Origin of the sequence: Pseudomonas sp. 43A (genome assembly GCF_013363935.1) — a bacterium.
Classification (GTDB): domain Bacteria; phylum Pseudomonadota; class Gammaproteobacteria; order Pseudomonadales; family Pseudomonadaceae; genus Aquipseudomonas; species Aquipseudomonas crudilactis.
On the sequence record NZ_CP054880.1, the window covers coordinates 125496 to 151871 of the forward strand.

Here is a 26376-nt window from a genome sequence, read left to right on the forward strand (position 1 = left end):
ACCCATGCGAAACCCGAACTAATAACAAACCCGCGAAATGGATCCGGGACGAAACCTTCGCCCACCTGTCGTGCCGCGCGCACACCGGTGTAACACGATATTTCTTCCATCCAGCATTTGCTCACACAAAAAACAGCGAGGATAAATCCATGCTCGAAGTCATTAACGACTTCCTCTCAGGGAAAGTACTGATCGTGCTCATTGTCGGGCTCGGTAGCTACTTCACGATTCGCTCGCGTTTCGTTCAATTGCGCCACTTCTTCCACATGTTCGCGGTGTTCCGCGACAGCCTCAAAGGCAGCGCCGGGCAACTCAGCTCGTTCCAGGCCCTGATGCTCAGCCTTGCCGGCCGTGTCGGCGCAGGCAACATCGCCGGTGTCGGCATCGCCGTGACCCTCGGTGGTCCGGGTGCAGTGTTCTGGATGTGGGTGACCGCACTGGTCGGCATGTCCAGCAGCTTCTTTGAATGTACCCTGGCCCAAGTCTACAAGCGCGCCGATGGCGACGGCCTGTACCGTGGCGGCCCGGCCTATTACATCCAGCACGGCCTTAAGTTGAAAGGCATGGCGGTGGTGTTTTCCGTCCTGCTGTTGGTTACCTACGGCTTCGCCTTCATTGGCCTGCAGTCCTACACCGTGACCCACTCGCTGCAGAACGCCTTTGAATTCAACCCACAACACACCGGTATCGTCCTGGCAGTGCTGCTGGCCATCACCTTCATCGGCGGCATCAAGCGCATCGCCTCGGTGTCCGACCTGCTCGTACCGATCAAGACCCTCGCCTATATCGGCGTGACCCTGTACGTGATCGGTACTCAGATCGAACACGTGCCAGCCATGCTGGAAACCATCTTCAAGAGCGCCTTCGGCCTCGATCCGGCCTTTGGTGGTCTGCTCGGCAGCGCCATCGTCATGGGCGTGAAGCGTGGCGTGTTCGCCAACGAAGCGGGCCTGGGCAGTGCGCCGAACGTCGCCGCCGTGGCCGCCGTGAAGCACCCGGGCGCTCAGGGCGTGGTTCAGGCTTTCAGCGTGTTCCTCGACACCTTCGTGATCTGCACCTGCACCGCGCTGCTGATCCTGCTGTCGGGCTTCTACACCCCGGGCTTTGAAGGTGACGGCATCGTCCTGACCCAGAACTCGCTGGCCGCGGTGGTCGGTGACTGGGGTCGCATGTTCGTCAGCGTCGCGCTGTCGCTGTTCGTCTTCACCTGCATCCTCTACAACTACTACCTGGGCGAAAACAGCCTGCAGTTCCTCACCCGCAACCGCGCCGCGCTGATGGTTTTCCGCGGTCTGGTGCTGGCGCTGGTGGTATGGGGTTCGATGCAGGACCTGTCGACCGTGTTCGCCTTCGCCGACATCACCATGACCTGCCTGGCCTTCGTCAACCTGGTGGCCCTGGCCATGCTGTTCAAGGTCGGCATGCGCGTGATGCGCGACTACGACGGGCAGCGCCGCGCCGGCGTCAAACAGCCAGTGTTCGACTCCAGCAAATTTGCTGATCTGGACCTCGACCTGAAAGCCTGGCCAACCAACCCGTCTGCCGCTGCCGGCAAGACCGAAGCCGAGCCGCAAGGCGTGCCTGCAGCGCAACGCTGACAGGTGAATGACGGGCGCATCCCCTGCGCCCGTCAGTTATTGTGGTGCAATAACTTGTAGGAGCGAGCCTGCTCGCGATAGCGGTCTTTCAACCAACATCAATGTTGAATGATGAACCGCCATCGCGAGCAGGCTCGCTCCCACAAGGACCTCATCCTTTCGGAGAATCCCCATGAATTCGTCGACCTACCCCGCTGCCCAACACGTCATGGTGCTCTACACCGGTGGCACCATCGGCATGCAGGCCAGCGCCAACGGTCTGGCCCCGGCATCCGGTTTCGAAGCGCGGATGCGCGACTACCTGCACAGCCAGCCTGAGCTGGTGGTGCCACAGTGGCGCTTCCGTGAAATGTCGCCGCTGATCGACAGCGCCAACATGACCCCGGCCTATTGGCAGCAACTGCGTGAAGCGGTGGTCGATGCCGTGGATGTGCAAGCATGCGACAGCGTGCTGATCCTGCACGGCACCGACACACTGGCTTACAGCGCGGCGGCGATGAGTTTCCAGTTGCTCGGCCTGCACGCCCGCGTGTGCTTCACCGGCTCCATGCTGCCGGCCGGCGTTACCGACAGCGATGCCTGGGAAAACCTTGGCGGCGCACTGGTTGCCCTGGGCCAGGGCCTGGCACCTGGCGTGCATCTGTATTTTCACGGCGAACTGCTGGCTCCGACCCGTTGCGCGAAGGTGCGCAGCTTCGGACGTCATCCGTTCAAGCGTCTGGAGCGTCAGGGCGGCGGTGTCAAAGCCCCTTCGATTCCAGCGTCGTTGAACTACAACCAGCCGAAGCAACTGGCGAAGGTCGCCGTGCTCCCGTTGTTCCCGGGTATCAGTGCCGAGGTGCTCGACGGCCTTCTCGACAGCGGCATTCAAGGTCTGGTGCTGGAGTGCTACGGCAGCGGCACCGGGCCGAGCGACAACCCTGAGTTTCTGGCTAGCCTTGGCCGTGCGCGGGATAACGGCGTCGTCGTGGTTGCGGTTACGCAGTGCCATGAAGGTGGCGTTGAGCTTGATGTGTACGAAGCAGGCAGCCGCTTGCGCGGTGTGGGCGTGTTGTCCGGTGGTGGCATGACCCGCGAGGCGGCGTTCGGCAAGTTGCATGGGTTGCTGGGGGCAGGGCTGGCTACAGGTGATGTCCGCCGGCTGATGGAGCTGGATTTGTGTGGTGAGTTGCTCTGAGCAAGGCTCTGGATCGGCCCTCACCCTAGCCCTCTCCCGGAGGGAGAGGGAACTGACCTTAGTGTCTTGCGCTATACGCCGACCTGAAAAAAGTGTCGATTATGGATTCGGCACAGTTTTTTCACGTCGGCGTATCTCTTCAATCTCCCCCGATCGGCCCCCTCTCCCTTTGGGAGAGGGCTGGGGTGAGGGGCTACTGCGGCATGCAACTTGCTGCGTTCCAGCCACCCTCAGGCTGGAAGATCTTATGCTTCACTCCCACCTCACCACCCTCAACGCCGTCTCGCTGGTGCTCAACACCTTCAAGGCCGAAGGCTTGTCGAGCGAAGCGTTGTTGGCCGGCAGCGGCATCAGTGCGGCAGATTTGCAGCGCGCCGACACCCGCATCACCACCAATCAGGAGATGCAGGTTTGCGCTAATGCCGTCGCGCTCAAGCATGACATCGGCCTGGAACTGGGCCGGCGCATGCACGTTTCCTGCTACGGCATCCTCGGTTACGCGCTGCTTACCTGTGCCACCTTCGGTGACGCTTTGCGTCTGGCGATCCGTTATCCGGCGCTACTGGGAACACTTTTCGAACTGAGTCTGGAAGATGACGGCGAGCGCGTCTGGTTTGTCGCCGCCGACTATCGTGAAAGTCCGGCAATGGCGGTGTTCAACGCCGAGTTCTGTCTCGTTTCACTTAAAGTCATTTGCGACGACTTGCTCGGGCACCCGTTGCCCTTGCTGGCGACGCGGTTCGAGCACGCCGCGCCGGACTATCGCGACAGCTACGCCGAGCACTTCGACAGTCAGCTGCACTTCACCGCCAAGGACAACGCCTTCGCCTTCGACCGTCACTGGCTCGATCAACCGCTGCCGCTGGCCGATCTCATCACCCACCAAGCCATGGCCGAACGTTGCCGCAAGCAGAACCTTGAATTCACTGGGCGTCAGGCGTGGTTGGGGCGGATTCGGCAGCTGCTCAGCGCGCAATTGAACGCCGCGCCGGGTTTGGAGGGTTTAGCGCAGCAGATGAAGTGCTCGCCGCGCACCTTGCGCCGGCATCTCAAGGACATGGGCTGCAGCTATCAGGAACTGCTCGATGAACTGCGCTTCGAGCGAGCCAAGCAGATGTTGTGTGAGGATCAACTGCCGATCTACCGCATTGCCGAAACCCTCGGGTTTAGCGAGACAGCCAGTTTCCGCCATGCGTTTGTGCGCTGGAGTGGCGTGGCGCCGAGTCAGTTCAGGGCCTGAGACAGGGGCGAATTGCGGTCAGTGTTTTTGGCCATATCCATCCCCTTTTGGCCTTTCCTGCCGTTCTCCGATTCGCCGCGCGCCGCAACACTGACAACAACCGAATCAGCCCTGCGGAGAACAACAAATGCTGACGATCTACTCGGACGATCACCACCTGCACCATGGCCGCTGCGAATTGATCGATGGCCAGCTCAAGCCCTGCTTCGAGATGCCATCGCGCGCCGACCATGTGCTGCAAAGGGTGCAGCAGCAGAATCTCGGCCCGGTCGAGGCGCCCAGGGATTTCGGCCTCGAACCGATTGCCCGTATCCACAGCCGCGACTACCTCGACTTCTTCAAAGGCGCCTGGGAGCGCTGGACCGAATTCAACACCGACGGCGATCTGCTGCCCTACACGTGGCCGGCACGCACCCTGCGGGCGATCAAACCGACCAGCCTGCATGGCCAGCTCGGTTACTACAGCTTCGACGGCGGGGCGCCGATCACCGCGGGCACCTGGCAAGCCGCCTACAGCGCAGCGCAGGTTGCCCTGACCGCACAAGCGGCGATCCAGCAGGGTGCGCGCAGTGCCTTCGCCCTGTGTCGTCCGCCGGGACACCATGCTGCCAGCGATTTGATGGGCGGTTATTGCTACCTCAACAATGCGGCCATCGCGGCCCAGGCTTTCCTCGATCAGGGCCACCAGAAGGTCGCGATCCTCGATGTCGACTATCACCACGGCAACGGCACGCAGTCGATTTTCTACGAGCGCAGCGACGTGCTGTTCACCTCGATTCACGGCCATCCGGAAGCCGAGTTCCCCTTCTTCCTCGGGTACGAAGATGAACGTGGCGAAGCTGCCGGTGAAGGCTTCAACTTCAATTATCCGCTGCCGGCCGGTTCTGCCTGGGATGTCTGGAGCGCGGCACTGGATCAGGCCTGCAATGAGATCGACAGCTACGGCGCCGACATCATCGTCGTCTCGTTGGGGGTCGACACGTTCAAAGACGATCCGATCTCGCAATTCAAACTCGACAGCCCGGACTATCTGGCAATGGGCAGGCGCATTGCCGCCCTCGGCAAACCCGTACTGTTTGTAATGGAGGGCGGATACGCGGTGGAAGAAATCGGAATCAACGCAGTGAACGTACTTGAAGGTTTCGAAAGCGCGCAGTAACCCGAAAACAGCTGAGGACCCGCGCTCGCGGGTCTTTTTTTGCCCGCAAGATTTATGTACCGCACACCGCCACGACGCGACCTCTACCTTGCCCTGATATGAATCTCTCTCGTCAGATCAGGAATGGCTCATGCCCGATTTTCCCCTCCCCAATACCATTGATGTAGTGACCCAACTGATGACCGGCCCCTCGTTGCGCGAGGTCGCCTCGAAAACCCTGCAACCGGCACTCAAGACGCTGTATCCGACGCTGGGCATTGATCCGCAACAGGCCATGGTGGTGACACCGTCATGGTTCTACGAGGGCGGGCGCATCGTCCCCGGCCGCGAACAGATCGAATCGCTGACCGATGCTCTGGTACGGCTCACGCTGAACGGAACCACCGTGACCTACCTCGATGCAGAGCACTTTCTGACGTTGCAGCCCGGCAGACTGGCGATCCAGTTACCGGTAAAGATCGACGCCGTCGGCCGCCTGCTCAACGAACTCGCGCCCCTGATGTTCGTGGCCTTCAAAGAACAACATATTACTTATTGGGGCGCATTCACCGCTGCGCATCAGCCACGCTGGCAGCAAATGTCGGACGCTCTGCGCAACGTCTGGAATGTCAGCGCCCGTACTGGCTGGGATACCGATCAACTGGCCATGGCTCAGGCTGTTTTCAAGGTCCCGGACAAGCACCAGCGCTTGCCCGCAGACCCCTACAAGACCCGCGCCTGCCTGATTGACCTTGATCAGAGCCAGGCCGCTGACGAAGACAGCAGTCACCTGACCCTGCTGGACAGCGCCGTACTGATCGGCACAGTTGGGCAGCGCACGATGATCCTGACGTATTCAGTGATCCATGGCTTCCAGAATTTCGATTCGCTGGATGAGCTCGGTGAGGCGCTGCCGCGCAAGTACTGGCAACGCACCCCTGACCGCGGGCTCAAGTGGCGGCTGGTGGAACCGCAAGGCAACTTCTTCGACCACCAGGCCTGCACGCTGATCGCGCTGGAAGGCGACGCGCTCGGCGAGATCAATTTTTTCGAAGGCCCGACATTCAATCTGCTCTACCCTCACACCGGTCGCCCCCGGCGGCCACCGCCAGGCATCAAGCCCCATGTCGACCGCCTGCGCCCGATGCTGCCTGCCTGGCTGGACAACGCCGCGCCCGCCGATCAGGCCGCTTTCAGTCGTTACCTGTTGGACCTGACGGTGTTGCAGCATTCGCACAAGGGTCGGTCGTTTCAGGCACAGGTCGCCAGTCTGCAGACCTTTACTCGCGATGCCCTGACGCGGCAGATTCTCAAGGAGCACCCGAGCGCGGGCGACGTGAAAATCGACGACATCGAGATCAGCATCGCCAGTCTTGAGGTTTGGGGCACATTCGTCTTGCCGGGCCAGATTCAAACCAGGAGCCTGTCGCTGACCGAGCTTGCCCTGCAAAACCTGGCAGGTCTGCCGCTGGGCAATAAAACCGTACGCTACAAGGGCGACAGTGCTCTGCCGGACTGGATGACCGTGGCTTATGTCGAGCGACTGGTGAGCACCGTCGACATCGGCAAAACCTACCCCGCGCACCTGAAGAAGCTGCTGATTGACGATGCCGTGCAAGCGGCTGCCTTGCAGAAGCTTTACACCGATCAGTTGGCTCTCGAACTACCGTTGCTGGCACTGCAAAACAAGATTCGTGGAACAGCAGGTATCGACGAGCAGGGTTACCGATACGTGGTCGCCGTCCTTGACGATCGTGCCGAAGCGCGTCAAGTCGATGGGCAAGAGATCGTCATCCGGCCACTGGCGTTCGTAGCCCATCGCACAAGTTCAGCGGCCGACACCGTGACCAACATGTTCGTCATCGGCCCGCGCGACGCAAGCAAGGGCCCCTGCGTGCTTTATCGGCCGCTGTTCGACATGGCACTGATTCAGTACCCCAGTCACGCCAACCTGCTGTATTCGATCCGGCATTCACGACACCTGCGTGAGTCGGTACTGGCCTGGTTGCCGGACGATGTGCGATTCAATTACAGCCAGTTCGTGTTCACCGCTAAATTGCCGTCGGTGTGGACGATCCCGCAACTGTTGGTCAACCCGCTCACCTCAATCGATATGTCCGGCCCCGTTGCCCTGGGTACTGCCGTCATCGAAAGTGACATCCTGGCGACCTTGCACACCACCAACGCTCAAGCTGTCATCACTCAAGCCGACCGCCAGTCTGTCTCCAATGCGGAAGCGCGTTGGGCCACACTCAAAAGCGGCGGCTGGATGCTTTTCAATGCGGCACTGCCGTTTCTGGGCCGCAGTGTCGGCACGGCGGCATGGATCTGGCAGATCATGGACGACTTGCAGGAGATCAGCGACGTCGCCAATCAAGAGTCCGGCAAGTTTGCCTGGACGGCGCTGGCCGATATTTTCCTCGCGCTGGGCATGGTGCTCGCTCATCGCGCCGCGGTCGGCGACGCGCCCCCCGCCGAATCAGCCTATGTGGAGCCAGAGGAAGAGGCGCAGGCAACAACCCCACGCCCTGCGACGATCAAACCGTTGCGCTTGCCCGACGTCACCCGTACCGAGCTGCCCGCCGCCCATGAATCCTCGGTCAACGCCATGGCCGCGCTACTGCGCTCGCCCCTCGCGCTGAAATCCCTGCTCGACCGTTTCAACGTCGAGAAACCAGAAGGGCTTGGTGATGCCGCCAGTACCGGTCGACATCAACACCTCTATGCACATCAGAACAAATGGTATGCCCCCGTCGGCAAACGCTGGTTTGAGGTCGCGATCAATGACAACGAAGATGTGCAGATCATCGACACGCGTATGCAATCGCTGATATCCGGCCCCTTGCTCACCCGCAGCACCGGCGGTCTATGGGTGGTTGACCTGCGCTTGCGCCTGCGCGGGGGCGGGCTGCGCAATCGCCGCAAGGACGCCAAGAGCAAAAGCGACAGGCAAGCGAAAAAGCTGACCATCGATCTCAAGGCTTTCGACTTGACGATGGAGGACAAACAGAACCGACTCGATCAAGCCCACAGCGCAATGCTCTCGGCTCAGCCACAAGCCCTCGCAGCGGCACGTCAGCAGTATCTGGACACCCTCGATGCGCAGAGCAAGGACTACGGCGCGAACATCGAGAAGATCAAGGCATTGAACCTCGCGCAGGACATCCCCAACTATCGCACGACCATGATTCAGCGGTTGGAGATGCAGTTGTTTCTTGGCCAGGAGTGGCTCAGCCAGCATTCCACCGACTATCAAGCCAATGTAATGACGACGATGGCGATGATTGCAGACGACACCCGCGTCGAGCGGCAGGCCTTTATCCAGGCCTGTGAACAAATGACCGATCAGACCCAAGGCATCATCGACAAGATCGAGTCGGCGCATAGCCGATTCCGCGAGCTCGAACTGCTTGGCAGGGACGCCGTGGAAACCCTGGCCATTTATCGAAAAGCGTTGCCGGCCTACGATTTGAATGATCTCAAGCTGTTGCAGATCAGCCTTGGCCAAGAGATTTGCATCAAGCCCGGCGAAACAGCAATCCGCGCCGATGCGCAGCAGACCCTGGAAACGCTTATTGAAGATGCTGCGCTGAATATTCAGAGTTCACTGAACCTGACCGCCGATGAAAGCCTGAGCAATCTGCGCGAAAGAATCGACGCCCTGAGCAATGTCTCGGAACAGTTTGCCGCTGTGGATCAACGCTTTGCCGATTTCGCCGTAGAGTTTCCCGAGCAGATTCAGTCGGCTCGACTGGGGCACGTGCGCACTCGAGTGATCGAGTTCAAGGCGCAAACGGATGTGCGACTGGCGGATCTGCTGCGTAACAAACACTTGCTGAATCCCCAGCCCGGCCCATCGAGACCGCCTTCGGCCTCGGCCTCCAGCCGAAAAATCATCAAGACCCGGTTCAAAGGCACCCTGGTCGGCGAACGAAAAAAGAGTATTGATGGCCAAGACACCGACCTCGTTGAAGTGCGCAGCGAACTGACCGGGGTAATCGCTACGTTTCATGAGAAGACGCCGGGGGAGTGGGTCGAACACGGCACGACGCCATCGCCTCCTGCCAGGCCCAAGGCCAGGCCGAATCTTAAATCCAGCATTGAGGAGGGGCAGGCGTTGATCGATGGCCTGCCTGCGTTCGAACAGCGTACCGAGGCCCGCATCAAACGCGCACAACGAATTCCGGTCGAGATTGAAGAGGCCTTTCATCATCATGCTGCCCGCCTGCGCAAGGCCAGCGCGGCGATCGATGAAGCGCTGACGGCAAGCAATCTCACTGCCGGCTCGTCACCCGGGACGGAAACCCTCGGTCACGCCCTCAACGATGCCGCAACCCGTCTTTACGAAAAAGGCACCAGCCTGCGCATCAACATGATCAAACAGCAACCGCCCACGGCCGCAGGGGTTGAGTGGCTGAAAAGCCAACGTGAAGTAACCATCACCAAAACCGTTACTCGCCGCAGGCTGAAAAAACACGCCAACGACTTTCTCGACGAATACGAAGTACGCGATGCGAAAACCGACAAGGTCCTGTGCTATGCGCACTTTCACTATCAAAGTGTCGACGCCCCGCTGACGCCCATCGGCGCCGCACACATGAAAACCGTGGCACAGCGTCACCTCGGTGGTGCATACGACTTGCGCGGCCTGAACAATCAGCAAGTGATCGAAATTCATCGCAGCGAGATTCTTTCAAGCCAGCTCGCCGAAAGCGTTTTCTTCACGCCCGCCAAGCCAGATGTAAGCGGGTCAGCGCCGCTTTGATCGCCGGCTCAGGGACAGCGGCAAAGCCCAGAACCAGGCCGGCACGCTGGTCCAGAGGCGTCGTGGAATCAGGCAGCCAGTAGCTGCTCAAGCCGTTTATCTCTACATCGACGCGAGCAGCCTGCGCAATCAACTGCTGCTCGCGTTCGATGTTGTCAACGGCCACGGTCAGATGCAACCCCGCCGATACCGCGGGTAAATCGCCCACACCGGCAATGGCTGCCGGCCAACCGTCGAGCAAGGTGTTGCGACGGCTCAGGGCGGCGCGGCGCATGCGTCGGATATGCCGTTGGAAATGCCCGGCCGCCATGAATTCGGCCATCACCGCTTGTGTACTGACCTCGGAATGGCGGACATCCACCGCCCGGCGTTGCGAGAAGGCATCGACCAGCGCCGGTGGCAGCACCAGATAACCGAGGCGCAATGCCGGAAACGCGACTTTGCCGAAAGTGCCGACATACAGCACGCGACCCTGTCGATCGAGGGCCGCCAAAGGCGCCAGCGGCGCACCGGTGTAGCGGTATTCGCCATCGTAGTCGTCCTCGACGATCCAGCCTTGGCAGCGCTCGGCCCAGGCGAGCAGTTCGAGACGTCGCGCCAGGCTCATCACCACGCCGGTCGGATATTGATGCGAGGGCGTGACATACGCCACCCGACAATCCCCGGTGGCCGACAGCCCCGAGCAATCCATGCCCTCTTCGTCCACGGCAATGCCGTGCAAACGAGCGCCTGCCACGGCGAACGCATGACCGGCCGCACGGTAGCCAGGATTCTCGATCGCCACACCGTCGCCCGGTGCCACCAGCAACTGTGCACAAAGGCTAATACCTTGCTGTGCGCCGCTGGTGATCACAATTTGCTCAGGTGAACACTGCATGCCGCGCGAACTGCGCAAATAGGCAGCGATCATTGCACGCAGGCGCGCATCGCCGGACGGATCGCCGTAACACAGCTGCTCCAGATCCGGTTTACGCCAAAAAGCCGCGTTCAGCTTGGCCCACACCTCGAACGGGAACAGATCAAACGCCGGAACACCCACCCTGAATGCTCGTGGCGGACCACTCGGTGGCCGGGCCAAATGGTTCTTTTCGATTCGCGAAAAACTATCGCTGTGGATAACTTTACTGGATGAAATTACAGGTAAATCCAGCCAATTTGTGGATAAGGCTGTGGGTAAGCCTGTTGAAAACCCTGTGGATACTTTTGTGGATAATTTTTTCGCAGGACTCGCTACCGGCATCAATTGTGCGACGTAGGTGCCATCCCCTACCCGCCCTTCGATAAAGCCTTCGGCATACAGTTGATCGTAGGCACGCACAACACTGTTACGCGAGATCCCCAGCGCCGCCGCCAGATCGCGACTGGCCGGCAACCGCGTGCCACTCGCCAGCCGCCCGTCCAGCACCCGCAGGCGCAACGCCTGATAGAGCTGACGACTCAAACCCTGGCGGCGATCAAGCTCGATACCGGCAGGGTTGAATGGCATGGACATCGTTGGCGAATCGGACATGGCAATGGACCTATGAAATTGGTCATCAATGGCTCTTACAACAGACCAATAGCCTGCCTACGATGCTGGCATTCGCCAAGGAAAATCTGTCCATGTACACGCCACGCGCCTTTGCCATCGAAGACCTGTCCCAACTGCACGAACTGATTCTCGCCACCCGCCTCGCCATTCTGGTGACCCATGGCGAAAGTGGCTTGCAGGCCAGCCATGTGCCGGTGCTGCTGCATTGCGAACAAGGCGAGTACGGCACGCTGTACGGGCACCTGGCCCGCGCCAACCCGCAGTGGAAAGACTTGCGCGACGGTGCCGAAGCCATGCTGATCTTCGCCGGCGCCGATGCCTACGTCAGCCCGGGTTTTTATCCGAGCAAGGCCGAGCACGGCAAAGTCGTGCCGACCTGGAACTACATCGCCGTGCATGCCTATGGCCACGCCGAAACTTTCAGCGACGGCGGACGCCTGCTCGACATCGTCAGCACCCTCACCGACCGTCACGAAGCGGGCCGCGCGCAACCGTGGTCTGTCGCCGATGCGCCCGCCGATTACATCGACGGCATGCTCAAGGCGATTGTCGGTTTCGCCATTCCCATCGACCGTCTCGAAGGCAAACGCAAGCTCAGCCAGAACCGCAGTGCCGAAGACATTGCCGGCGTGCGCGAAGGCCTCGCAGCCAGCCCGGAAATCAATGATCAAACCCTCGCCCGATTGATGCGCTAAGGAAATTCCCATGAGTCAGATCGATATTCGCCCGGTCAGCGCCGACGACCACGCCGCCTGGCTGCCGCTGTGGCAGGCCTACCTGCAGTTCTACAACACCGAACTGCCTGACGCTGTAACCGACAGTACCTGGCAGCGCTTTCTCGACCCAAGTGAACCGACCCACGCGGCATTGGCCTGGGCCGACGGCAAAGCAGTGGGCATGGTGCATTACATCTACCATCGCTCGAACTGGAGCATCGAAAATTCCTGCTACCTTCAAGATCTGCTGGTGATGCCGCAAACCCGTGGCACCGGCATCGGCCGTCTGCTGATCGAACATGTCTATGCCACCGCCAAGGCTGACGGCTGCTGCAAAGTCCATTGGTTGACCCACGAAACCAACGCCACCGCGATTCAGCTCTACGAGCGTATCGCCGAACGCCCGGGCTTCATCCAGTTTCGCAAAGCCATTTAAGGAGACGCACGCATGACCGCTTCACTCGCTGACTGGAAAGGCGTCCCTGCCCCTAGCGCCACACTGCTCGAAGGCCGTTTCATTCGCCTGGAACGACTCGATCCGGCACGCCACGGCGACCAGCTGTTCGCCGCCCTCGAAGGCCCGGGCGCCGACCCGAAACTCTGGGATTACTTGCCCTACGGCCCGTTCCCGGAACGCAACGTTTTCGACGCTTGGCTGAACAACCACGCGGCCGCCAGCGACCCGTATTTCTTCAGCATCGTTGATCGCTCAACCAATCAGGTACAAGGCATCCTCAGCCTGATGTCGATTGTCCCGGCCCAGGGCCGTATCGAAATCGGCCACGTCACCTTCGGCGCGCCGATGCAGCGCTCGCCGAGAAGCACCGAAGCGGTGTACCTGCTGGCCAAACACTCCTTCGACCTCGGCTACCGCCGCCTCGAATGGAAATGCAACAACGGCAACGCCCGCTCCAAATACGCCGCCGAGCGTCTGGGTTTCAGTTTTGAGGGTGTGTTTCGCCAGCACATGGTGGTCAAGGGGCAGAACCGCGACACCGCGTGGTACTCGATTCTGGATGGCGAGTGGCCGGCGATTGCGGCAGGTTTTGAGCGGTGGCTGTCCGATGAAAATCAGACGCCCGACGGGCAGATGAAAGGGTTGGTCGAGTGCCGTTCCTGATTATGTAAAAAGCAAAAGATCGCAGCCTTCGGCAGCTACAAGGTGAACATCAATCCCATGTAGGAGCTGCCGCAGGCTGCGATCTTCTGATCTGTTGTTCACCCCAGCTTTTGCGCAAGCACCGCAATGTGCTCCGGCCCGATCCCGCAGCAACCGCCCAAATGGCTGGCACCGCGCTGCTGCCAATCAATCGCCCAGTGCAAGTAACCCGGCGGATCCAGATCCTCGCGTAGCGGATCGAGTCCATCGTTGGCCGTGGCTTCTTTTGGCTGCGGCGGAAACGCATTGGCGTAAGCACCAATGTTTATCGTCACCCCCAGACGCTCGAAGGTTTCACGCGCGGCATCAATCGCGGCACCGATCACTTCTGGCTGACTGCAATTGAACAACAACGTCTCGACACCCAACTCAGCCGCCACCGCCGCGGCCTCGGCGACAGGCTCTCCAGAGCGCAGGCGCGGCACTTCGTCGGTGTCTTCGTCCTTCAAGGTGAACGACAACCAGAACGGTTTGCCATCCTTCGGCAATCCGGTGTGGATGGCTCGCGCCTCGATGATCGAACTCTGGGTTTCCGCCAGCCACAGATCAACGTGCGGTGTCAGGCCATTGACCAAGGGCGTCAGCAACTCGGTTACTCGTGCGGCCTCGAACAGATCCGGACGATAGGAGCCAAACAGCGGCGGCAATGAGCCGGCCACCCGCACGGATTTCCCCGAGGCTTGCACCGCACGCCGCGCCAGCTCACCGGCCAACGCTGCCAGCGCCTGCCCTTCAGCGGCGAAGCGCTCTTCGCCAATATGGAACGGCACCACGGCATAACTGTTGGTGGTAATCACATTGGCGCCGCTGGCGATATAAGCGGCATGCACCCCCTCAACCGCTTGCGGTGCTTCGCTCAACGCCAGCGCCGACCACTCCGGCTGACGAAATGGCGCACCGGCGCGTTGCAATTCACGGCCCATGCCGCCATCGAGAATAATCGTGCTGCCTGCGCCCATATGCTTTTCACTCATATGCTTATGAAAATAACTCACTATCAGAGTCGTTCTTATAACTATTTAATACGCACCATTCCGTTAAAAACAACCTCTTTTTTACCCAGGGATCGACTGTGAAATTTCAACCGCTACTGGCCCTGGGCCTGACCATTCTGGCCGCCTCCACGCAAGCCTTTGCTGGCACGACGCTGGAGCGTATCGAGCAAAAGAAAGAACTGGTCGGTGTGCTGATGGAAAGCTATCCACCGTTCTCGTTTCTCAATGACCAGAACCAGCTCGATGGCTTCGACGTGGACGTCGCCAAGGCCGTGGCTGACAAGTTGGGCGTCAAGCTACGACTGGAAACGCCGTCCTGGGACGTCATTGCCGCCGGCCGCTGGAGCGGGCGCTACGACATCTGCATCTGCTCGATGACACCGAGCAAGGCCCGCGCCGAAGTGTTCGATTTCCCGGTCGAGTACTACGCGTCGCCGGCAGTGATCGTGGTCAACGCCAAGGATGAGCGGATCCACGACGCCAAGGATCTGAGTGGCAAAAAAGTCGGCCTCACCAGCGCTTCCAGTTACGAAAGCTATCTGAACAAGAACCTGGTCATTGAAGGCGCCGAAGACACGCAGCTGCAGTACCCGTTCGACGATGTGCAGATCGCGCCGTACGACACCGACAACGTCGCCTTCCAGGACTTGGGCCTGGGCGCCGGCGTGCGCCTGGATGCGATCCTCACCAACCTCGTCACCGCGCAGCCACGCCTGAACCAAGACAAACGCTTCAAACTGGCCGGTGCGCCGCTGTATTCGGAACCGAACTCGGTGGCCATCGAAAAGGGTGACGCGCAATGGGATGCCAAAGTGCGCGAGGTGTTCGCGCAACTGAAACAGGACGGCACCCTGAGCAAGCTGTCGCAAAAATGGATCGGCGCCGATATCAGCCAATGACTTCTTTCCCGACACCGCCACAGCCACCACAACCGGTGGCTGAATCACGCCTGCAACGGCTGTTCGGTTTTCGTACGCGGCTGTATCTGACCTGGGCAGCGCTGTTCTGCCTGTTTGCCGGGTTCTTCCTGAGCTTCGACCTGAAGTTCTCGATCATCCTCGACAAGCTGCCCAATCTGGTCGGCCTGCACCTGGCGCCCAACGGTTTCTTGCAGGGTGCGGCGCTGACGCTTTTCCTCTGTGTGTGCTCGATTGTCGCCTCGTCCCTGCTGGGCTTCATCACGGCATTGGCACGCCTGTCGAAAAGCGCCGTGGCGTTCGGCATCGCCAGTTTTTACACCTCGTTCTTTCGCGGCACGCCACTGCTCATCCAGATCCTGCTGATCTACCTCGGCTTGCCGCAACTGGGCATCGTGCCTGGCGCCATCGTCGCGGGCATCATTGCCCTGTCGTTGAACTATGGCGCCTATCTCAGCGAAATCTTCCGCGCCGGCATCCTCGGGGTCGACCATGGCCAGCGCGAAGCTTCGCTGGCCTTGGGGATGCGCGAGACCGTGATTTTCTGGCGCATCACCCTGCCGCAAGCCATGCGCACAATCATCCCGCCCACCACCAACCAGTTCATCTCGATGCTCAAGGACTCGTCACTGATCTCGGTGATGGGCGTCTGGGAAGTGATGTTTCTCGCGCAGTCATACGGGCGCTCAAGCTACCGCTACATCGAAATGCTGACGACGGCGGCGATCATCTACTGGCTGATGTCGATCGGGCTGGAGTTGATTCAGGCGCGGATGGAGCGGCATTACGGCAAGGCTTACGTGCGTCGAGATCAGTGATCTCATCACCTAAAAGACATCATTCTGTAAAAACCCTTCGCTATACAGGACGGCCCGCTTATAACAAAAAGGCCGTCCGACCATGCCGTTTCCGCCCCAGCGTCTGTCCCTCGCCATTGCCCTGTTGATCGCTGCTACATCTGCAAACGCTAAAACCGTGCAGATCGACACCGCCACCACGGCAGCACAAACGCTCGGTGGCAGCGACACGTTGACGATTTCGGCGCCGGGCAGCATCACCAACAGCGGCAAGGCCGTGAGCCTGAAAGACAAGACCAGCGGTGCCGGTGTGGTGATCGACAACGCCGGCAAAATCGTTTCCAGCGGTGGCCGGGCCATCGACAGCAGTGGCGACCTGACCCAGCCGCGCAACTACACAATCTATAACCGCAGCGGCGGGCAGATTCTCGGCGCCAACGATGCTTTGCGCATCGACAGCAACTTCGTCAGCGGCAGCCTGTTGATCGACAACAGCGGCGTGATTCGCTCAACCACGGGCCAAGGTCTGGACCTCGATGCGCTGCGCAGTGCCGGCGTGAAAACCACCATCATCAACCGCGCTGGCGGGCTGATTCGCGGCGACGCCAGTGACGGCATGAAGACCGGCGCGAATGCGACGATCAGCAACTACGGCGAGATTTCGACCGGTGATTCGCACAATGCCGACGAGAAGTTCGATGGCATCGATATTGACTCCGCGAGCGGCGTCAGCGTGACCAACTATGGGGTAATTTCCGGTGGCCGGCATGGCATCACCACCGATCTGGGCGCGACGTTGATCAACTACGGGCAGGTCACCGGCCGCAATGGTTCCGGGTTCGGTTCCGACGGCGATGGCACGGTGATCAACTACGGCACCATCACTGGCGCTTACTCAGGCTTGCAAGCGAACGGTGATGGCGATGGCGTGGACATCGACAAGGTTGCCCACATCGAAAACTACGGGACCATTCAGGGCATCGGTGCCGGCGGTGTGGATAAGGGCGGTTTCGCCAATGGCAGCGAAGGTATCGCCCTCGGTGGTGGCTACATTCTCAACGCCAGTAGTGCACTGATCAGCGGTGCCGACAGCGCCATTCTGGTCGACGATGGCAGCGGCGGTTCGGGGCTGGCGACGACTACACTGGAAAACTTCGGCACCATTCAAGGCCTCAACGGGTTCGGCGTGAAATTCGTCGGCGAGTTCGCCGACAGCGTCATCAACGGCGGCACGATCAGTGGCAGCAATGGCCTGGCGCTGGATCTGGGTGCCGGCAACGACAATCTGACCTTGCGCAACGGCAGTCGCTTTGTCGGGGTGGTCGACGGCGGCAGCGGTTATGACCGTGTGGTGATGGATGACGCGGCCGGTGGCAGTTTCGGCGCCAGTCGCAATTTCGAATGGCTGGAGGTCAGGCAAGGCGCGTGGACGCTGACCGGCCATGATGATTTCAGCGACGGCGGCGCAGTGCGCAACGGCGCGACCCTGATCAACCAAGGCAGCATCGCCGGCAACCTGAGCGTCGACGCTGGTGGTGTGTATGCCGGCGGCGGTTCGGTGGGCAATCTCAACGTCAACGGCACGTTGCGCACGGACACCGCACTCGGCCGCGCCACAATCGTTCACGACTTGAACATGGGCAGCGCCGCCACCCTCGCCTACGGCGTCAATGCCGATGGCAGCAGCGCGCCGGTACAGGTCGGCGGCATCGCCAATCTCAACGGCGCAACCCTCGCGGTGAATCCCGGCAGCGGCACGTATCCGTGGCAGAGCCACTACACCGTGCTGCAAGCGGCACAGGTCAACGGCATCTTCGGCAAGGTCAGCAGCGACTATGCATTCCTGACGCCGACCCTTGCCTACACGCCGACTCAGGTCGACCTGACCTACACCCGTAATGACGTGGCGTTCAATGAGTTCGCCATGACCGGCAACGGCAGCAACGCCGCTAACAGCCTGGCCTCGATCGGTAAAAACAACGCGCTGTACAACGCCCTGCTCAATACCAGCCAAAGCAGCGCTGGCGCGGCGATCGAACAACTGGCCGGCGCCAGCAACGCCAACCTGACCAGCGCCACACTCGGCGCCAGCAGTCAGGTCGGCAGCAGCATGCTTTCGGCGATGCAGAAAATGGGCGGCAGCCCGGGTTTGATGGTCGGTCTCGATCAACGCGACACCCCCGTGCTGGCAGCCAATGGCGTGCCGTCCGAAGCGCGCAATCTGAATGATCCGAACGCGCGCGGCCGCCTCTGGCTGCAAGGCATTGGCGGCTACGGCAAACTCGATGGTGAACACGGCAGCAGCGGTCTGGAGCAACGCACCAAGGGCAGCGTGCTGGGCGCCGACTGGACACTGAGTCCGGCGTGGCGCCTGGGCGTACTGGGCGGCTATTCGAAAACCGATCTGGACGCGACCGGCGTCGACGGCAACGTCGAGAGCTGGCACGCCGGCGTCTACGCGTTACATCAAAACGGCCCGATCTCGCTGCGTCTCGGCGCGGCGTACAGCGGCCATCAGGGCGAAAGCAAACGCACCATCGCCTTCAATGGTTTCAGCGACCGCCCGAAAGGCGACTACGACGCCAACAGTCAGCAAGCCTTCGCCGAACTCGGCTACGCCATGGGCAGCGGCCGCCTCAGCGCCGAACCGTTCGCCAGCCTCGGTTATCAGCGTTACCACCGCGACAGCTATAAGGAAAAAGGCGGCGCCGCCGCGCTGCAAGTCGACAGCCAGACCCAGGACAACTTCAGCAGTACCTTCGGCCTGCGCCTGGCGCACCTGAGCAGCCTCGACAATGGCATGAGCGTGACTCCGCGCATGGCCGCTGGCTGGAAACACACCTACGGCGATGTCGGCAGCTCGACCCGTCAGGCGTTTGTGACCGGCGGCACGGCGTTCAGTGTCGATGGCAGCTCGCTGGATCGCGACAGTCTGGTGTTGGAGGCCGGGCTGGATGTAGGGATCTCGGCGTGGCACACATTGGGTGTGGGATACAGCGGTGAGATCGGCAGCAACAGTCGCAATCACGGCTTGATCGGGCAGTGGCAGATGAGTTTTTGAGGGTTGAACAGCCGGCGGGGTCTTGATTGGCTGTAGGAAAAGGGAACGCTGCAGCCGAGTAAAAGGCTTGGTTGCGGGTCTGAGGGTCATTTTCTACAAAACGATGCGATGTCGCCTGCAAGCCTGCGGGAAGCAGCCGACATCGGATTTTTCGGGGCATCAATAGAGTTGGGTCTCTTATTAAAAGAGATCCTACTGAATGTCTGTACAACACAAATTCGCACCAAAATACTTGGCTCTAGCCGTTGCGCTGGCACTTGGCGGCTTACAGCTTGCCAGCGCTCAGCAGCAGCCTGACGTAGCCGAGTCACTCCCCGACATAAACGTGCCGGAGCTGCCAGAAATCGGGTCATATCAGGAGGCTCTCGAAAGGATTCAGCGTTTCATTGGCGATAAAAACACTGTGCCCATCGTGCTCAATACACCCGAAAGTATTTTCCAAGGTGCAGCACTCAACGATTTGATCGTTCTCAATGACGGCGCCACCGTCAGCGGGCGGTTAGATGGCGGCGAGGGGGAAAACGTATTGGTAGTGAATGCCTCTAACGGCGGCACGTTAAAAGACACCCGTAATCTCAATGGATTGCATCTCGTCCAGGGAGACTGGACGCTCAGCAGCAAGGGAGACTTCAAGGAAGGTGTGCTGGTAGAGCCCAGCGGTACGCTGACAAACCTGGGCGCCATCGAGGGAGGCGCGATTAGCGCCGGCAAGCTTTTCAACAAGGGAAGTATCAAGGGCAACGTACAAGTAGAGAAAGGCGGCAGTTTTGCGGGCAAGGGTACGGTAGGAAATCTGCACGTGAATGGCCTGCTCACGGTCAATGAGTTGCACGGCAGTCCGAGGGTGAAAGGCAACCTGAGCTTTTCCCCAAACGCCGAACTGGCTTATGAAGTCAGTCCCGTCGGCAGTCAGACGATCAAGGTCGATGGTGCAGCCAAGCTTGACGATGCCACCCTGAGAATTGTCGCTACTCCGGGGGAGTACCCATCAAGTCGCCAGTACAAAATCATCGAAGCTGGCAGCGTAGAAGGTAAATTCGGCGCAATTGTGAACGACCTCGCCTTCATGACAGCCACACCGCAATACAACAAAAAGTCCGTCGGGCTGACTTACGCCCGTAACGGTGAGTCGCTTTCGAGCGCTGCCACGACAAACAACGCTCGTGGAGTTGCCGAAAGCATTGTCGATCCAACAGCACCTGCGCCATCAGCGGCGCCAACGCCATTGACGGCGTCTGCACCAGCTCCAATTTCTGTTCCTGTTCCTGTTCCGACTTCAGCGCCGACTCCCATTGCAGAGTCCGTCCCATCGCCAATGCCGGACGAACCTCTTACTGCGCAAGTCAACGAGTCCGCCGAACAGCCCGCGCCTGCGCCAATAAAACCTGCAAACGCAGCAGTCGCCGCGCTTCTGACCAGCGACAAAACCACCGCACCGGTCGCCCTCGAACAACTCGCCGCCGGCAGCAACGCCAACCTCGCCAAAGCCACGTTGAGCAGCATCACTCCCGTAAGCGCGAGCATGCTCTCGGCGATGCAGCAACTGAATAGCCGTTACGGCTCTGCCTACAGCTCAGGCAACTCACCGCGTCAGGCCGCCGGCGCTGCCGATTCAGGGCGCGTGTGGATTCAGGCGCTTGGCCATGGCGGCAAGGTCGACCGCGACTTCGACAGCACCCTGAAACACGCCACCCAAGGTCTGGTCATGGGCGCCGACTGGCGGCTCGATGAGCAATGGCATATCGGCCTGATCGGCGGTAAATCGCAGACCAGACTGGACGCTCGGCAATACGATGGCGACCTCGACAGCTGGCACCTCGGTGCCTACGCCGTGCGTCAGGACGGACCATTCTCACTGCGTCTCGGGGCGACATACGCCAGCCATGACGGCGACAGCAAACGTCGGGTGGCCTTCAACGGGTTCAGCGATCGACTCAAGGGCAATTACGACGCCAACACTCAGCAAGCCTTTGCCGAACTGGCGGTCAATGTTGGCCGGCACAACGCGACGCTCGAACCGTTCGCCAGCGTCGGTTATCAGCGCTACCAGCGCGACAGCTACAGCGAAAAAGGTGGAGATGCGGCGCTGAAAGTCTTTGGGCAAACCCGCGACAACCTCAGCAGCACCTTCGGTCTGCGTACGGCGAAAATCAACCGGCTGGATAACGGCATGACGTTGACGCCGCGATTCAGTGCCGGCTGGAAACACACCTTTGGCGAGATTGAAAGCGACACCCGCCAGCAACTGGTCAAGGGTGGCAAGCGGTTTGAGGTTGCCGGTGCCGCGCTGGATCGCAACAGCCTGGCCTTGGATGCAGGCATTGATCTCGGGCTGTCTGCCAATCACACGGTCGGTGTTGGGCTCACCGGTGAGATGGCCACTGACAGCCGCACCCACGGCGTGATGGGCCAATGGCGCATGGCGTTCTGATGGATTGAACATCGTCACTGCGGGAACGAGCCTGCTCGCGAATGCGATCTGTCAGTTGAATAAATATCGACTGACACTCCTCTTCGCGAGCAGGCTCGCTCCCACATAGGCCTCATGTGATGCACACAAACTCCACATGAAAAAAAAGGGGAGCACATGCCCCCCCGAGGTTTAAAGCGTTGAATCGCGGCGGTTATCTCAGCCTTCGATCTCGATCAGAATTTCGCCCGGGTTGACCCGATCCCCCTTGGCCACATGAATCGCGGTGACCTTGCCGGCAATCGCTGCCTGGACTTCGGTTTCCATCTTCATTGCTTCGGTGATCAGCACAGCCTGGCCGGCCTTGACGGTGTCGCCCTCCTTGACCAGCACATCGACGATGTTGCCCGGCATGGTGGTGCTGACGTGGCCCGGTGCCGAGGCTTGCTTGCGTTTGCTGCTGCCACCGCTGACGAATTCATTGAGCGGTTCGAACACCACTTCTTCCGGCATGCCGTCGATGGACAGGTAGAAGTGACGCTTGCCTTCAGCCTTGACGCCGACACCGGTGATGTCGACGCGGTAGGTTTCACCGTGCACATCGATGACGAACTCGGTCGGTACGCCTTCGCCGCCCGCTTTTGTCACTCCGCCAGCTTCAGGAATCGGCAGCAGCACTTCAGGGCTCAGGGTGCCGGCGGCACGCTCTTCGAGGAACTTGCGACCGATGTCCGGGAACATGGCGAAGGTCAGTACGTCTTCTTCGGACTTGGCCAGTGCGCCAATGTCGGCACGCAGCTTGGTCATTTCCGGCTTGAGCAGGTCGGCCGGACGTACATCGATAACTTCTTCACTGCCGATCGCCTGACGACGCAGTTTCTCGTTGACCACGCCCGGCGCCTTGCCGTAGCCGCCTTGCAGGTAGAGCTTCACTTCGTTGGTGATGGTCTTGTAGCGCTCGCCGGCCAGCACGTTGAAGAACGCCTGAGTGCCGACGATCTGCGAAGTCGGGGTCACCAGCGGCGGGAAGCCGAGGTCTTCACGTACACGCGGGATTTCCGCCAGCACTTCGGCCATGCGGTTCAGCGCGCCCTGCTCTTTCAACTGGTTGGCGAGGTTGGAGATCATCCCGCCCGGCACCTGGTTGACTTGCACACGGGTGTCGACGGCAGTGAATTCGCTTTCGAACTGGTGGTACTTCTTGCGCACGGCGTAGAAGTACAAGCCGATCTCTTGCAGCAGCTCAAGGTTCAGACCGGTGTCGTACTCGGTGCCCTTGAGCGCCGCGACCATCGACTCGGTGCCCGGGTGGCTGGTGCCCGACGCGAAGCTGGAGATCGCGGTGTCGATGTGATCGGCACCGTTTTCGATTGCCTTGAGCTGGCACATGGTCGCCAGACCGGCAGTATCGTGCGAGTGGATAAACACTGGCAGCGACTGCTCGGCTTTCAGTGCGCGAACCAGTTCACCGGTGGCGTACGGGGTCAGCAGACCGGCCATGTCCTTGATCGCCACCGAGTCGCAACCCATGGCTTCCATTTGCTTGGCTTGTGCCACAAACGCATCGATGGTGTGCACCGGGCTGGTGGTGTAAGCGATAGTGCCCTGGGCATGTTTGCCGGCGGCTTTCACTGCTTCGATGGCCACGCGCAGGTTACGCACGTCGTTCATCGCGTCGAAGATGCGGAACACGTCGATGCCGTTGACCGCAGCTTTGGCGACGAAGGCTTTGACCACGTCGTCGCTGTAATGGCGGTAGCCCAGCAGGTTCTGGCCGCGCAGGAGCATTTGCAGACGCGTGTTAGGCAGTGCCGCGCGCAGTTGGCGCAGACGCTCCCACGGGTCTTCTTTCAGGAAGCGTACGCAGGCGTCGAACGTCGCGCCGCCCCAGCACTCCAGCGACCAATAGCCGACTTTGTCGAGCTTGTCGCAGATCGGCAGCATGTCTTCGGTGCGCATGCGGGTGGCGAGCAGCGATTGGTGAGCGTCGCGCAGGATGGTGTCAGTGACAAAGATCTTCTTGGACATTGTTGTATTCCTCACAGGCCTGCGTGGGCGGCGATGGCGGCGGCGATGGCCAGGGCCAGCTCTTCGGGTTTGCGCTTGATCGAGTAGTTGGTCAGTTCAGGGTGGCTTTCAACGAAGCTGGTATTGAACTGGCCGCTACGGAATTCCGGGTTGCGCAGGATTTCCTGGTAGTACGCGGCGGTGGTCTTCACGCCTTGCAGACGCATGTCGTCCAGCGCCCGCAGACCACGGTCCATCGCCTCTTCCCAAGTCAGTGCCCACACAACAAGTTTCAGGCACATCGAGTCGTAGAACGGCGGAATGGTGTAGCCGGTGTAGATCGCTGTGTCGGTGCGCACGCCCGGACCGCCGGGAGCGTAGTAACGGGTGATCTTGCCGAAGCTCGGCAGGAAGTTGTTCTTCGGGTCTTCGGCGTTGATGCGGAACTGCAACGCGAAACCACGGTGCTGAATGTCTTCCTGTTTCACCGACAGCGGCAGACCGGAGGCGATGCGAATCTGCTCGCGGACGATGTCGATCCCGGTGATTTCTTCGGTGATGGTGTGTTCCACCTGCACCCGGGTGTTCATCTCCATGAAGTACACCTCGCCCTCGGCGAGCAGGAACTCCACGGTGCCGGCGTTCTCGTAACCAACAGCCTTCGCCGCACGTACCGACAGGTCGCCGATGTAGGCGCGCTGTTCCGGGGTCAATTGCGGGCTCGGGGCGATTTCGATGAGTTTCTGGTTGCGGCGCTGGATCGAGCAATCACGCTCGAACAGGTGCACGACGTTGCCGAAGCTGTCGCCGAGAATCTGCGCTTCGATGTGCTTGGGATTGACGATGCATTTTTCGAGGAACACTTCGGCAGAACCGAAGGCCTTGGTCGCTTCGGAAATCACCCGAGGGAAATTCTGTTCGAGCTCTTCGCGGCTGTTGCAGCGACGGATACCGCGACCGCCACCACCGGAGGTGGCTTTGAGCATCACCGGGTAACCGATGCGGTCGCCCTCGGCCAAGGCTTCTTCGATGTCGGCCACGTTGCCTTCGGTGCCCGGCGTGACTGGTACGCCAGCCTTGATCATGCTGCGGCGCGCTTCGGTCTTGTCGCCCATGCGGCGGATGACTTCTGCCGACGGGCCAATGAATTTGATCCCGCGCTCGGCGCAGATATCAGCCAGCTCGGCGTTTTCCGAGAGGAAACCGTAACCGGGATGCAGTGCATCGCAACCGGTTTCGACGGCGAGGTTCACCAGCTTGCGCGGGTTCAGGTAACCGGCCAGTGGCTCGGCACCGATGCTGTGGGCCTCATCCGCACGCTTCACATGCAACGCATGACGGTCGGCGTCGGAAAAAATCGCAACCGAGCGAATGCCCATTTCGGCGCAGGCTCGCACGATTCGTACGGCAATCTCACCACGGTTGGCGATCAGGATCTTTGTTATCACTTGGAGGTTCCCTTGAGCCGGTGGCACCACGACCTGCTAGACCCAGGTCGACGCGTGACCAAATGTTTCAATTTAGTCGCAGGTCCACACTAGCGCTCATGAGGGATTAACAAAAATGAATAAAAATTGGGTTAGGCATAAGTAAAGACTTATAGTTGAAACATCCGCCAGCCGTCAGAGCCTGTAAAAATGCGTAAGTCCTTGATGCGTATGACATTGCGCCAATTGCAGATTTTCAACGAAGTGTGTGATTTACGCTCCTACAGCCGCGCAGCCGAGGAAATGTCACTCACACAGCCAGCCGTCAGCCTACAGATTCGTCAGCTCGAAGAGCTGATCGGGCAGCCATTATTCGATTATGTCGGCAAAAAACTCTACATGACCGAGGCTGCCGAAGCACTTCAGCGCGCCAGCCGGGACATTTTCGGCCGCTTGGAAAACCTCGATATGCAGCTGTCAGACATGCAAGGCTCGCTGCAAGGTCAGCTGAAACTCGCAGTGGAGTCCAGCGCCAAATACTTCGTCCCGCACCTGTTCGCCGCGTTCAAACGTCAGCACCCGGAAGTGAATCTGCAACTGACCGTGGTCAACCGTGGCCAGGTGATTCGCAGGCTTTCGGACAACCGCGACGATCTGGTGATCATGTCGATGGTGCCGCAGGACATGGGCCTGGAATTCCTGCCGTTCCTGAACAACCCGATTGTTGCCGTGGCGCGCCCGGATCACCCGTTGGCGCATATGGGGCCACTGCGTCTGCAAGATCTTGAGCCTTACACGCTGCTGATTCGCGAACCCGGTTCAGGGACGCGGTTGGCGTGCGAGGAATATTTCAAAGAGAAACGCGTGCACTTCACCCAGACCCAGGAAGTGGCCTCGGCCGAAGCACAACGTGAATGTGTGCAGGCGGGTCTGGGCCTGGCGCTGTTGACGCGCCACGCCCTGAACCTGGAGCTGGCGACCGGCGGACTCGTCGAGCTACCGGTCGAGGAATTGCCGCTATTGCGTAGCTGGTGCCTGGTGCAGGCCAAGGCCAAACGCTTGTCACCGGTGGCGCACGCCTTCCTGGCGTTTATCCGCAGCGAACGCGTGCAGATCAGCGCGCTGGTTGAGCGCTTCGACGGGAAGCTGCGGGTGCTGCCTGCCAGTGAGTGATCTCGGGAAAGTCGCCGATTTCGGCCTGAAGCTGGCGGAGTTCGAAGCGATCTTCGATAGCGCGACGGAATTCCATGCGGCGCTGGTCTTCCTGCTGACGACGGGTTTTCGCGGCGCTGTTGCGTTCTTCGTAAGGCTGAGCCATTTCGAGTCTCCCAAGGCGATTACGGGAGTTTCACGATAGGCGTGGGGGATGACGGTTTGATGAAAGTTGCCGGCAAGAAAGCAAAAGATCGCAGCCTTCGGCAGCTCCTACATTGACCGT

At 60.2% G+C, this 26376-nt stretch carries 18 protein-coding genes; 13 read left to right on the top strand and 5 right to left on the bottom strand.

The features are described from left to right. The first annotated feature begins 149 nt into the window (after nucleotides 1–149). From HUW52_RS00595 to HUW52_RS00615, 5 genes are all read left to right on the top strand, one after another. Nucleotides 150–1598, top strand: a complete 1449-nt coding sequence (locus HUW52_RS00595; protein ID WP_175552704.1) for a sodium:alanine symporter family protein — start codon at nucleotides 150–152, stop codon at nucleotides 1596–1598. A gap of 172 nt (nucleotides 1599–1770) precedes the next feature. Then, nucleotides 1771–2775, top strand: a complete 1005-nt coding sequence (locus HUW52_RS00600) for an asparaginase (protein WP_175552705.1) — start codon at nucleotides 1771–1773, stop codon at nucleotides 2773–2775. A gap of 247 nt (nucleotides 2776–3022) precedes the next feature. Next, a complete protein-coding gene (locus tag HUW52_RS00605; protein WP_175552706.1) occupies nucleotides 3023–4015 on the top strand; it encodes an AraC family transcriptional regulator in 993 nt (330 codons plus the stop codon). A gap of 127 nt (nucleotides 4016–4142) precedes the next feature. Further along, nucleotides 4143–5174 carry a histone deacetylase family protein gene (locus tag HUW52_RS00610; protein ID WP_175552707.1) on the top strand — a complete coding sequence of 344 codons (1032 nt, stop codon included), beginning with the start codon at nucleotides 4143–4145 and terminating at the stop codon, nucleotides 5172–5174. Between the two features lie 130 nt (nucleotides 5175–5304). Next, nucleotides 5305–9918: a dermonecrotic toxin domain-containing protein gene (locus HUW52_RS00615; RefSeq protein ID WP_175552708.1), complete on the top strand. Its 4614-nt coding sequence runs from the start codon at nucleotides 5305–5307 to the stop codon at nucleotides 9916–9918. Here the strand turns inward: HUW52_RS00615 and HUW52_RS00620 are convergent. Beyond that, nucleotides 9875–11428, bottom strand: a complete 1554-nt coding sequence (locus HUW52_RS00620; protein ID WP_175552709.1) for a PLP-dependent aminotransferase family protein — start codon at nucleotides 11426–11428, stop codon at nucleotides 9875–9877. The genes HUW52_RS00615 and HUW52_RS00620 overlap by 44 nt on opposite strands. Before the next feature lie 92 nt (nucleotides 11429–11520). Here HUW52_RS00620 and HUW52_RS00625 point away from each other — a divergent pair, with 92 nt between their 5' ends. Genes HUW52_RS00625 through HUW52_RS00635 form a run of 3 tightly spaced genes read left to right on the top strand, consistent with a single transcriptional unit; the run spans nucleotide 11521 to nucleotide 13285 of the window. Continuing rightward, on the top strand, nucleotides 11521–12144 hold the full coding sequence (locus HUW52_RS00625) for an FMN-binding negative transcriptional regulator (RefSeq protein ID WP_026000519.1): 624 nt from the start codon (nucleotides 11521–11523) through the stop codon (nucleotides 12142–12144). A 10-nt stretch (nucleotides 12145–12154) separates the two neighbouring features. After that, nucleotides 12155–12601: a GNAT family N-acetyltransferase gene (locus HUW52_RS00630; RefSeq protein WP_175552710.1), complete on the top strand. Its 447-nt coding sequence runs from the start codon at nucleotides 12155–12157 to the stop codon at nucleotides 12599–12601. A gap of 12 nt (nucleotides 12602–12613) precedes the next feature. Further along, nucleotides 12614–13285 (top strand): GNAT family N-acetyltransferase, encoded by a 672-nt coding sequence (locus tag HUW52_RS00635; RefSeq protein ID WP_175552711.1) that lies wholly within the window; start codon nucleotides 12614–12616, stop codon nucleotides 13283–13285. 98 nt (nucleotides 13286–13383) lie between these two features. Here HUW52_RS00635 and HUW52_RS00640 read toward each other — a convergent pair whose 3' ends face one another. Continuing rightward, entirely contained in the window at nucleotides 13384–14283 is a 900-nt protein-coding gene (locus HUW52_RS00640) for a homocysteine S-methyltransferase family protein (RefSeq protein WP_016984001.1), read from the bottom strand. 113 nt (nucleotides 14284–14396) lie between these two features. Between HUW52_RS00640 and HUW52_RS00645 the strand changes: the two genes are divergently transcribed. The 4 genes from HUW52_RS00645 to HUW52_RS00660 all read left to right on the top strand — a co-directional run bounded on the left by HUW52_RS00645 (nucleotide 14397) and on the right by HUW52_RS00660 (nucleotide 21525). Further along, a complete protein-coding gene (locus tag HUW52_RS00645; RefSeq protein ID WP_016984002.1) occupies nucleotides 14397–15218 on the top strand; it encodes an ABC transporter substrate-binding protein in 822 nt (273 codons plus the stop codon). Beyond that, nucleotides 15215–16054 carry an amino acid ABC transporter permease gene (locus tag HUW52_RS00650; RefSeq protein ID WP_016984003.1) on the top strand — a complete coding sequence of 280 codons (840 nt, stop codon included), beginning with the start codon at nucleotides 15215–15217 and terminating at the stop codon, nucleotides 16052–16054. Before HUW52_RS00645 ends, HUW52_RS00650 begins: the two co-directional genes overlap by 4 nt. Nucleotides 16055–16136: 82 nt before the next feature. Then, nucleotides 16137–19094 carry an autotransporter domain-containing protein gene (locus HUW52_RS00655; protein WP_175552712.1) on the top strand — a complete coding sequence of 986 codons (2958 nt, stop codon included), beginning with the start codon at nucleotides 16137–16139 and terminating at the stop codon, nucleotides 19092–19094. 199 nt (nucleotides 19095–19293) lie between these two features. Next, a complete protein-coding gene (locus HUW52_RS00660) occupies nucleotides 19294–21525 on the top strand; it encodes an autotransporter domain-containing protein (protein WP_175552713.1) in 2232 nt (743 codons plus the stop codon). Between the two features lie 198 nt (nucleotides 21526–21723). Here HUW52_RS00660 and oadA read toward each other — a convergent pair whose 3' ends face one another. Together oadA and HUW52_RS00670 are read right to left on the bottom strand one after the other, a co-directional pair. Continuing rightward, nucleotides 21724–23532 carry a sodium-extruding oxaloacetate decarboxylase subunit alpha gene (gene oadA / locus HUW52_RS00665; protein WP_175552714.1) on the bottom strand — a complete coding sequence of 603 codons (1809 nt, stop codon included), beginning with the start codon at nucleotides 23530–23532 and terminating at the stop codon, nucleotides 21724–21726. A gap of 11 nt (nucleotides 23533–23543) precedes the next feature. Continuing rightward, nucleotides 23544–24959, bottom strand: coding sequence for an acetyl-CoA carboxylase biotin carboxylase subunit (locus HUW52_RS00670; RefSeq protein WP_025112637.1), 1416 nt, complete (start codon nucleotides 24957–24959; stop codon nucleotides 23544–23546). A gap of 189 nt (nucleotides 24960–25148) precedes the next feature. Here HUW52_RS00670 and HUW52_RS00675 point away from each other — a divergent pair, with 189 nt between their 5' ends. After that, a complete protein-coding gene (locus HUW52_RS00675) occupies nucleotides 25149–26111 on the top strand; it encodes a LysR family transcriptional regulator (RefSeq protein WP_016984010.1) in 963 nt (320 codons plus the stop codon). On the opposite strand, the gene HUW52_RS00680 is transcribed toward HUW52_RS00675, so the two are convergent. Then, complete coding sequence (locus HUW52_RS00680; protein ID WP_008078845.1) at nucleotides 26053–26256, bottom strand: PA3496 family putative envelope integrity protein; 204 nt, start codon at nucleotides 26254–26256, stop codon at nucleotides 26053–26055. The two genes, HUW52_RS00675 and HUW52_RS00680, sit on opposite strands and share 59 nt — an antisense overlap. Nucleotides 26257–26376: the final 120 nt, after the last annotated feature.

Coding starts and splice junctions, on each gene's coding strand:
- HUW52_RS00595 (WP_175552704.1), top strand. CDS start 150: ATGCTCGAAGTCATTAACGACTTCCTCTCAGGGAAAGTACTGATCGTG.
- HUW52_RS00600 (WP_175552705.1), top strand. CDS start 1,771: ATGAATTCGTCGACCTACCCCGCTGCCCAACACGTCATGGTGCTCTAC.
- HUW52_RS00605 (WP_175552706.1), top strand. CDS start 3,023: ATGCTTCACTCCCACCTCACCACCCTCAACGCCGTCTCGCTGGTGCTC.
- HUW52_RS00610 (WP_175552707.1), top strand. CDS start 4,143: ATGCTGACGATCTACTCGGACGATCACCACCTGCACCATGGCCGCTGC.
- HUW52_RS00615 (WP_175552708.1), top strand. CDS start 5,305: ATGCCCGATTTTCCCCTCCCCAATACCATTGATGTAGTGACCCAACTG.
- HUW52_RS00620 (WP_175552709.1), bottom strand. CDS start 11,428: ATGTCCGATTCGCCAACGATGTCCATGCCATTCAACCCTGCCGGTATC.
- HUW52_RS00625 (WP_026000519.1), top strand. CDS start 11,521: ATGTACACGCCACGCGCCTTTGCCATCGAAGACCTGTCCCAACTGCAC.
- HUW52_RS00630 (WP_175552710.1), top strand. CDS start 12,155: ATGAGTCAGATCGATATTCGCCCGGTCAGCGCCGACGACCACGCCGCC.
- HUW52_RS00635 (WP_175552711.1), top strand. CDS start 12,614: ATGACCGCTTCACTCGCTGACTGGAAAGGCGTCCCTGCCCCTAGCGCC.
- HUW52_RS00640 (WP_016984001.1), bottom strand. CDS start 14,283: ATGGGCGCAGGCAGCACGATTATTCTCGATGGCGGCATGGGCCGTGAA.
- HUW52_RS00650 (WP_016984003.1), top strand. CDS start 15,215: ATGACTTCTTTCCCGACACCGCCACAGCCACCACAACCGGTGGCTGAA.
- HUW52_RS00655 (WP_175552712.1), top strand. CDS start 16,137: ATGCCGTTTCCGCCCCAGCGTCTGTCCCTCGCCATTGCCCTGTTGATC.
- HUW52_RS00660 (WP_175552713.1), top strand. CDS start 19,294: ATGTCTGTACAACACAAATTCGCACCAAAATACTTGGCTCTAGCCGTT.
- oadA (WP_175552714.1), bottom strand. CDS start 23,532: ATGTCCAAGAAGATCTTTGTCACTGACACCATCCTGCGCGACGCTCAC.
- HUW52_RS00675 (WP_016984010.1), top strand. CDS start 25,149: ATGCGTAAGTCCTTGATGCGTATGACATTGCGCCAATTGCAGATTTTC.
- HUW52_RS00680 (WP_008078845.1), bottom strand. CDS start 26,256: ATGGCTCAGCCTTACGAAGAACGCAACAGCGCCGCGAAAACCCGTCGT.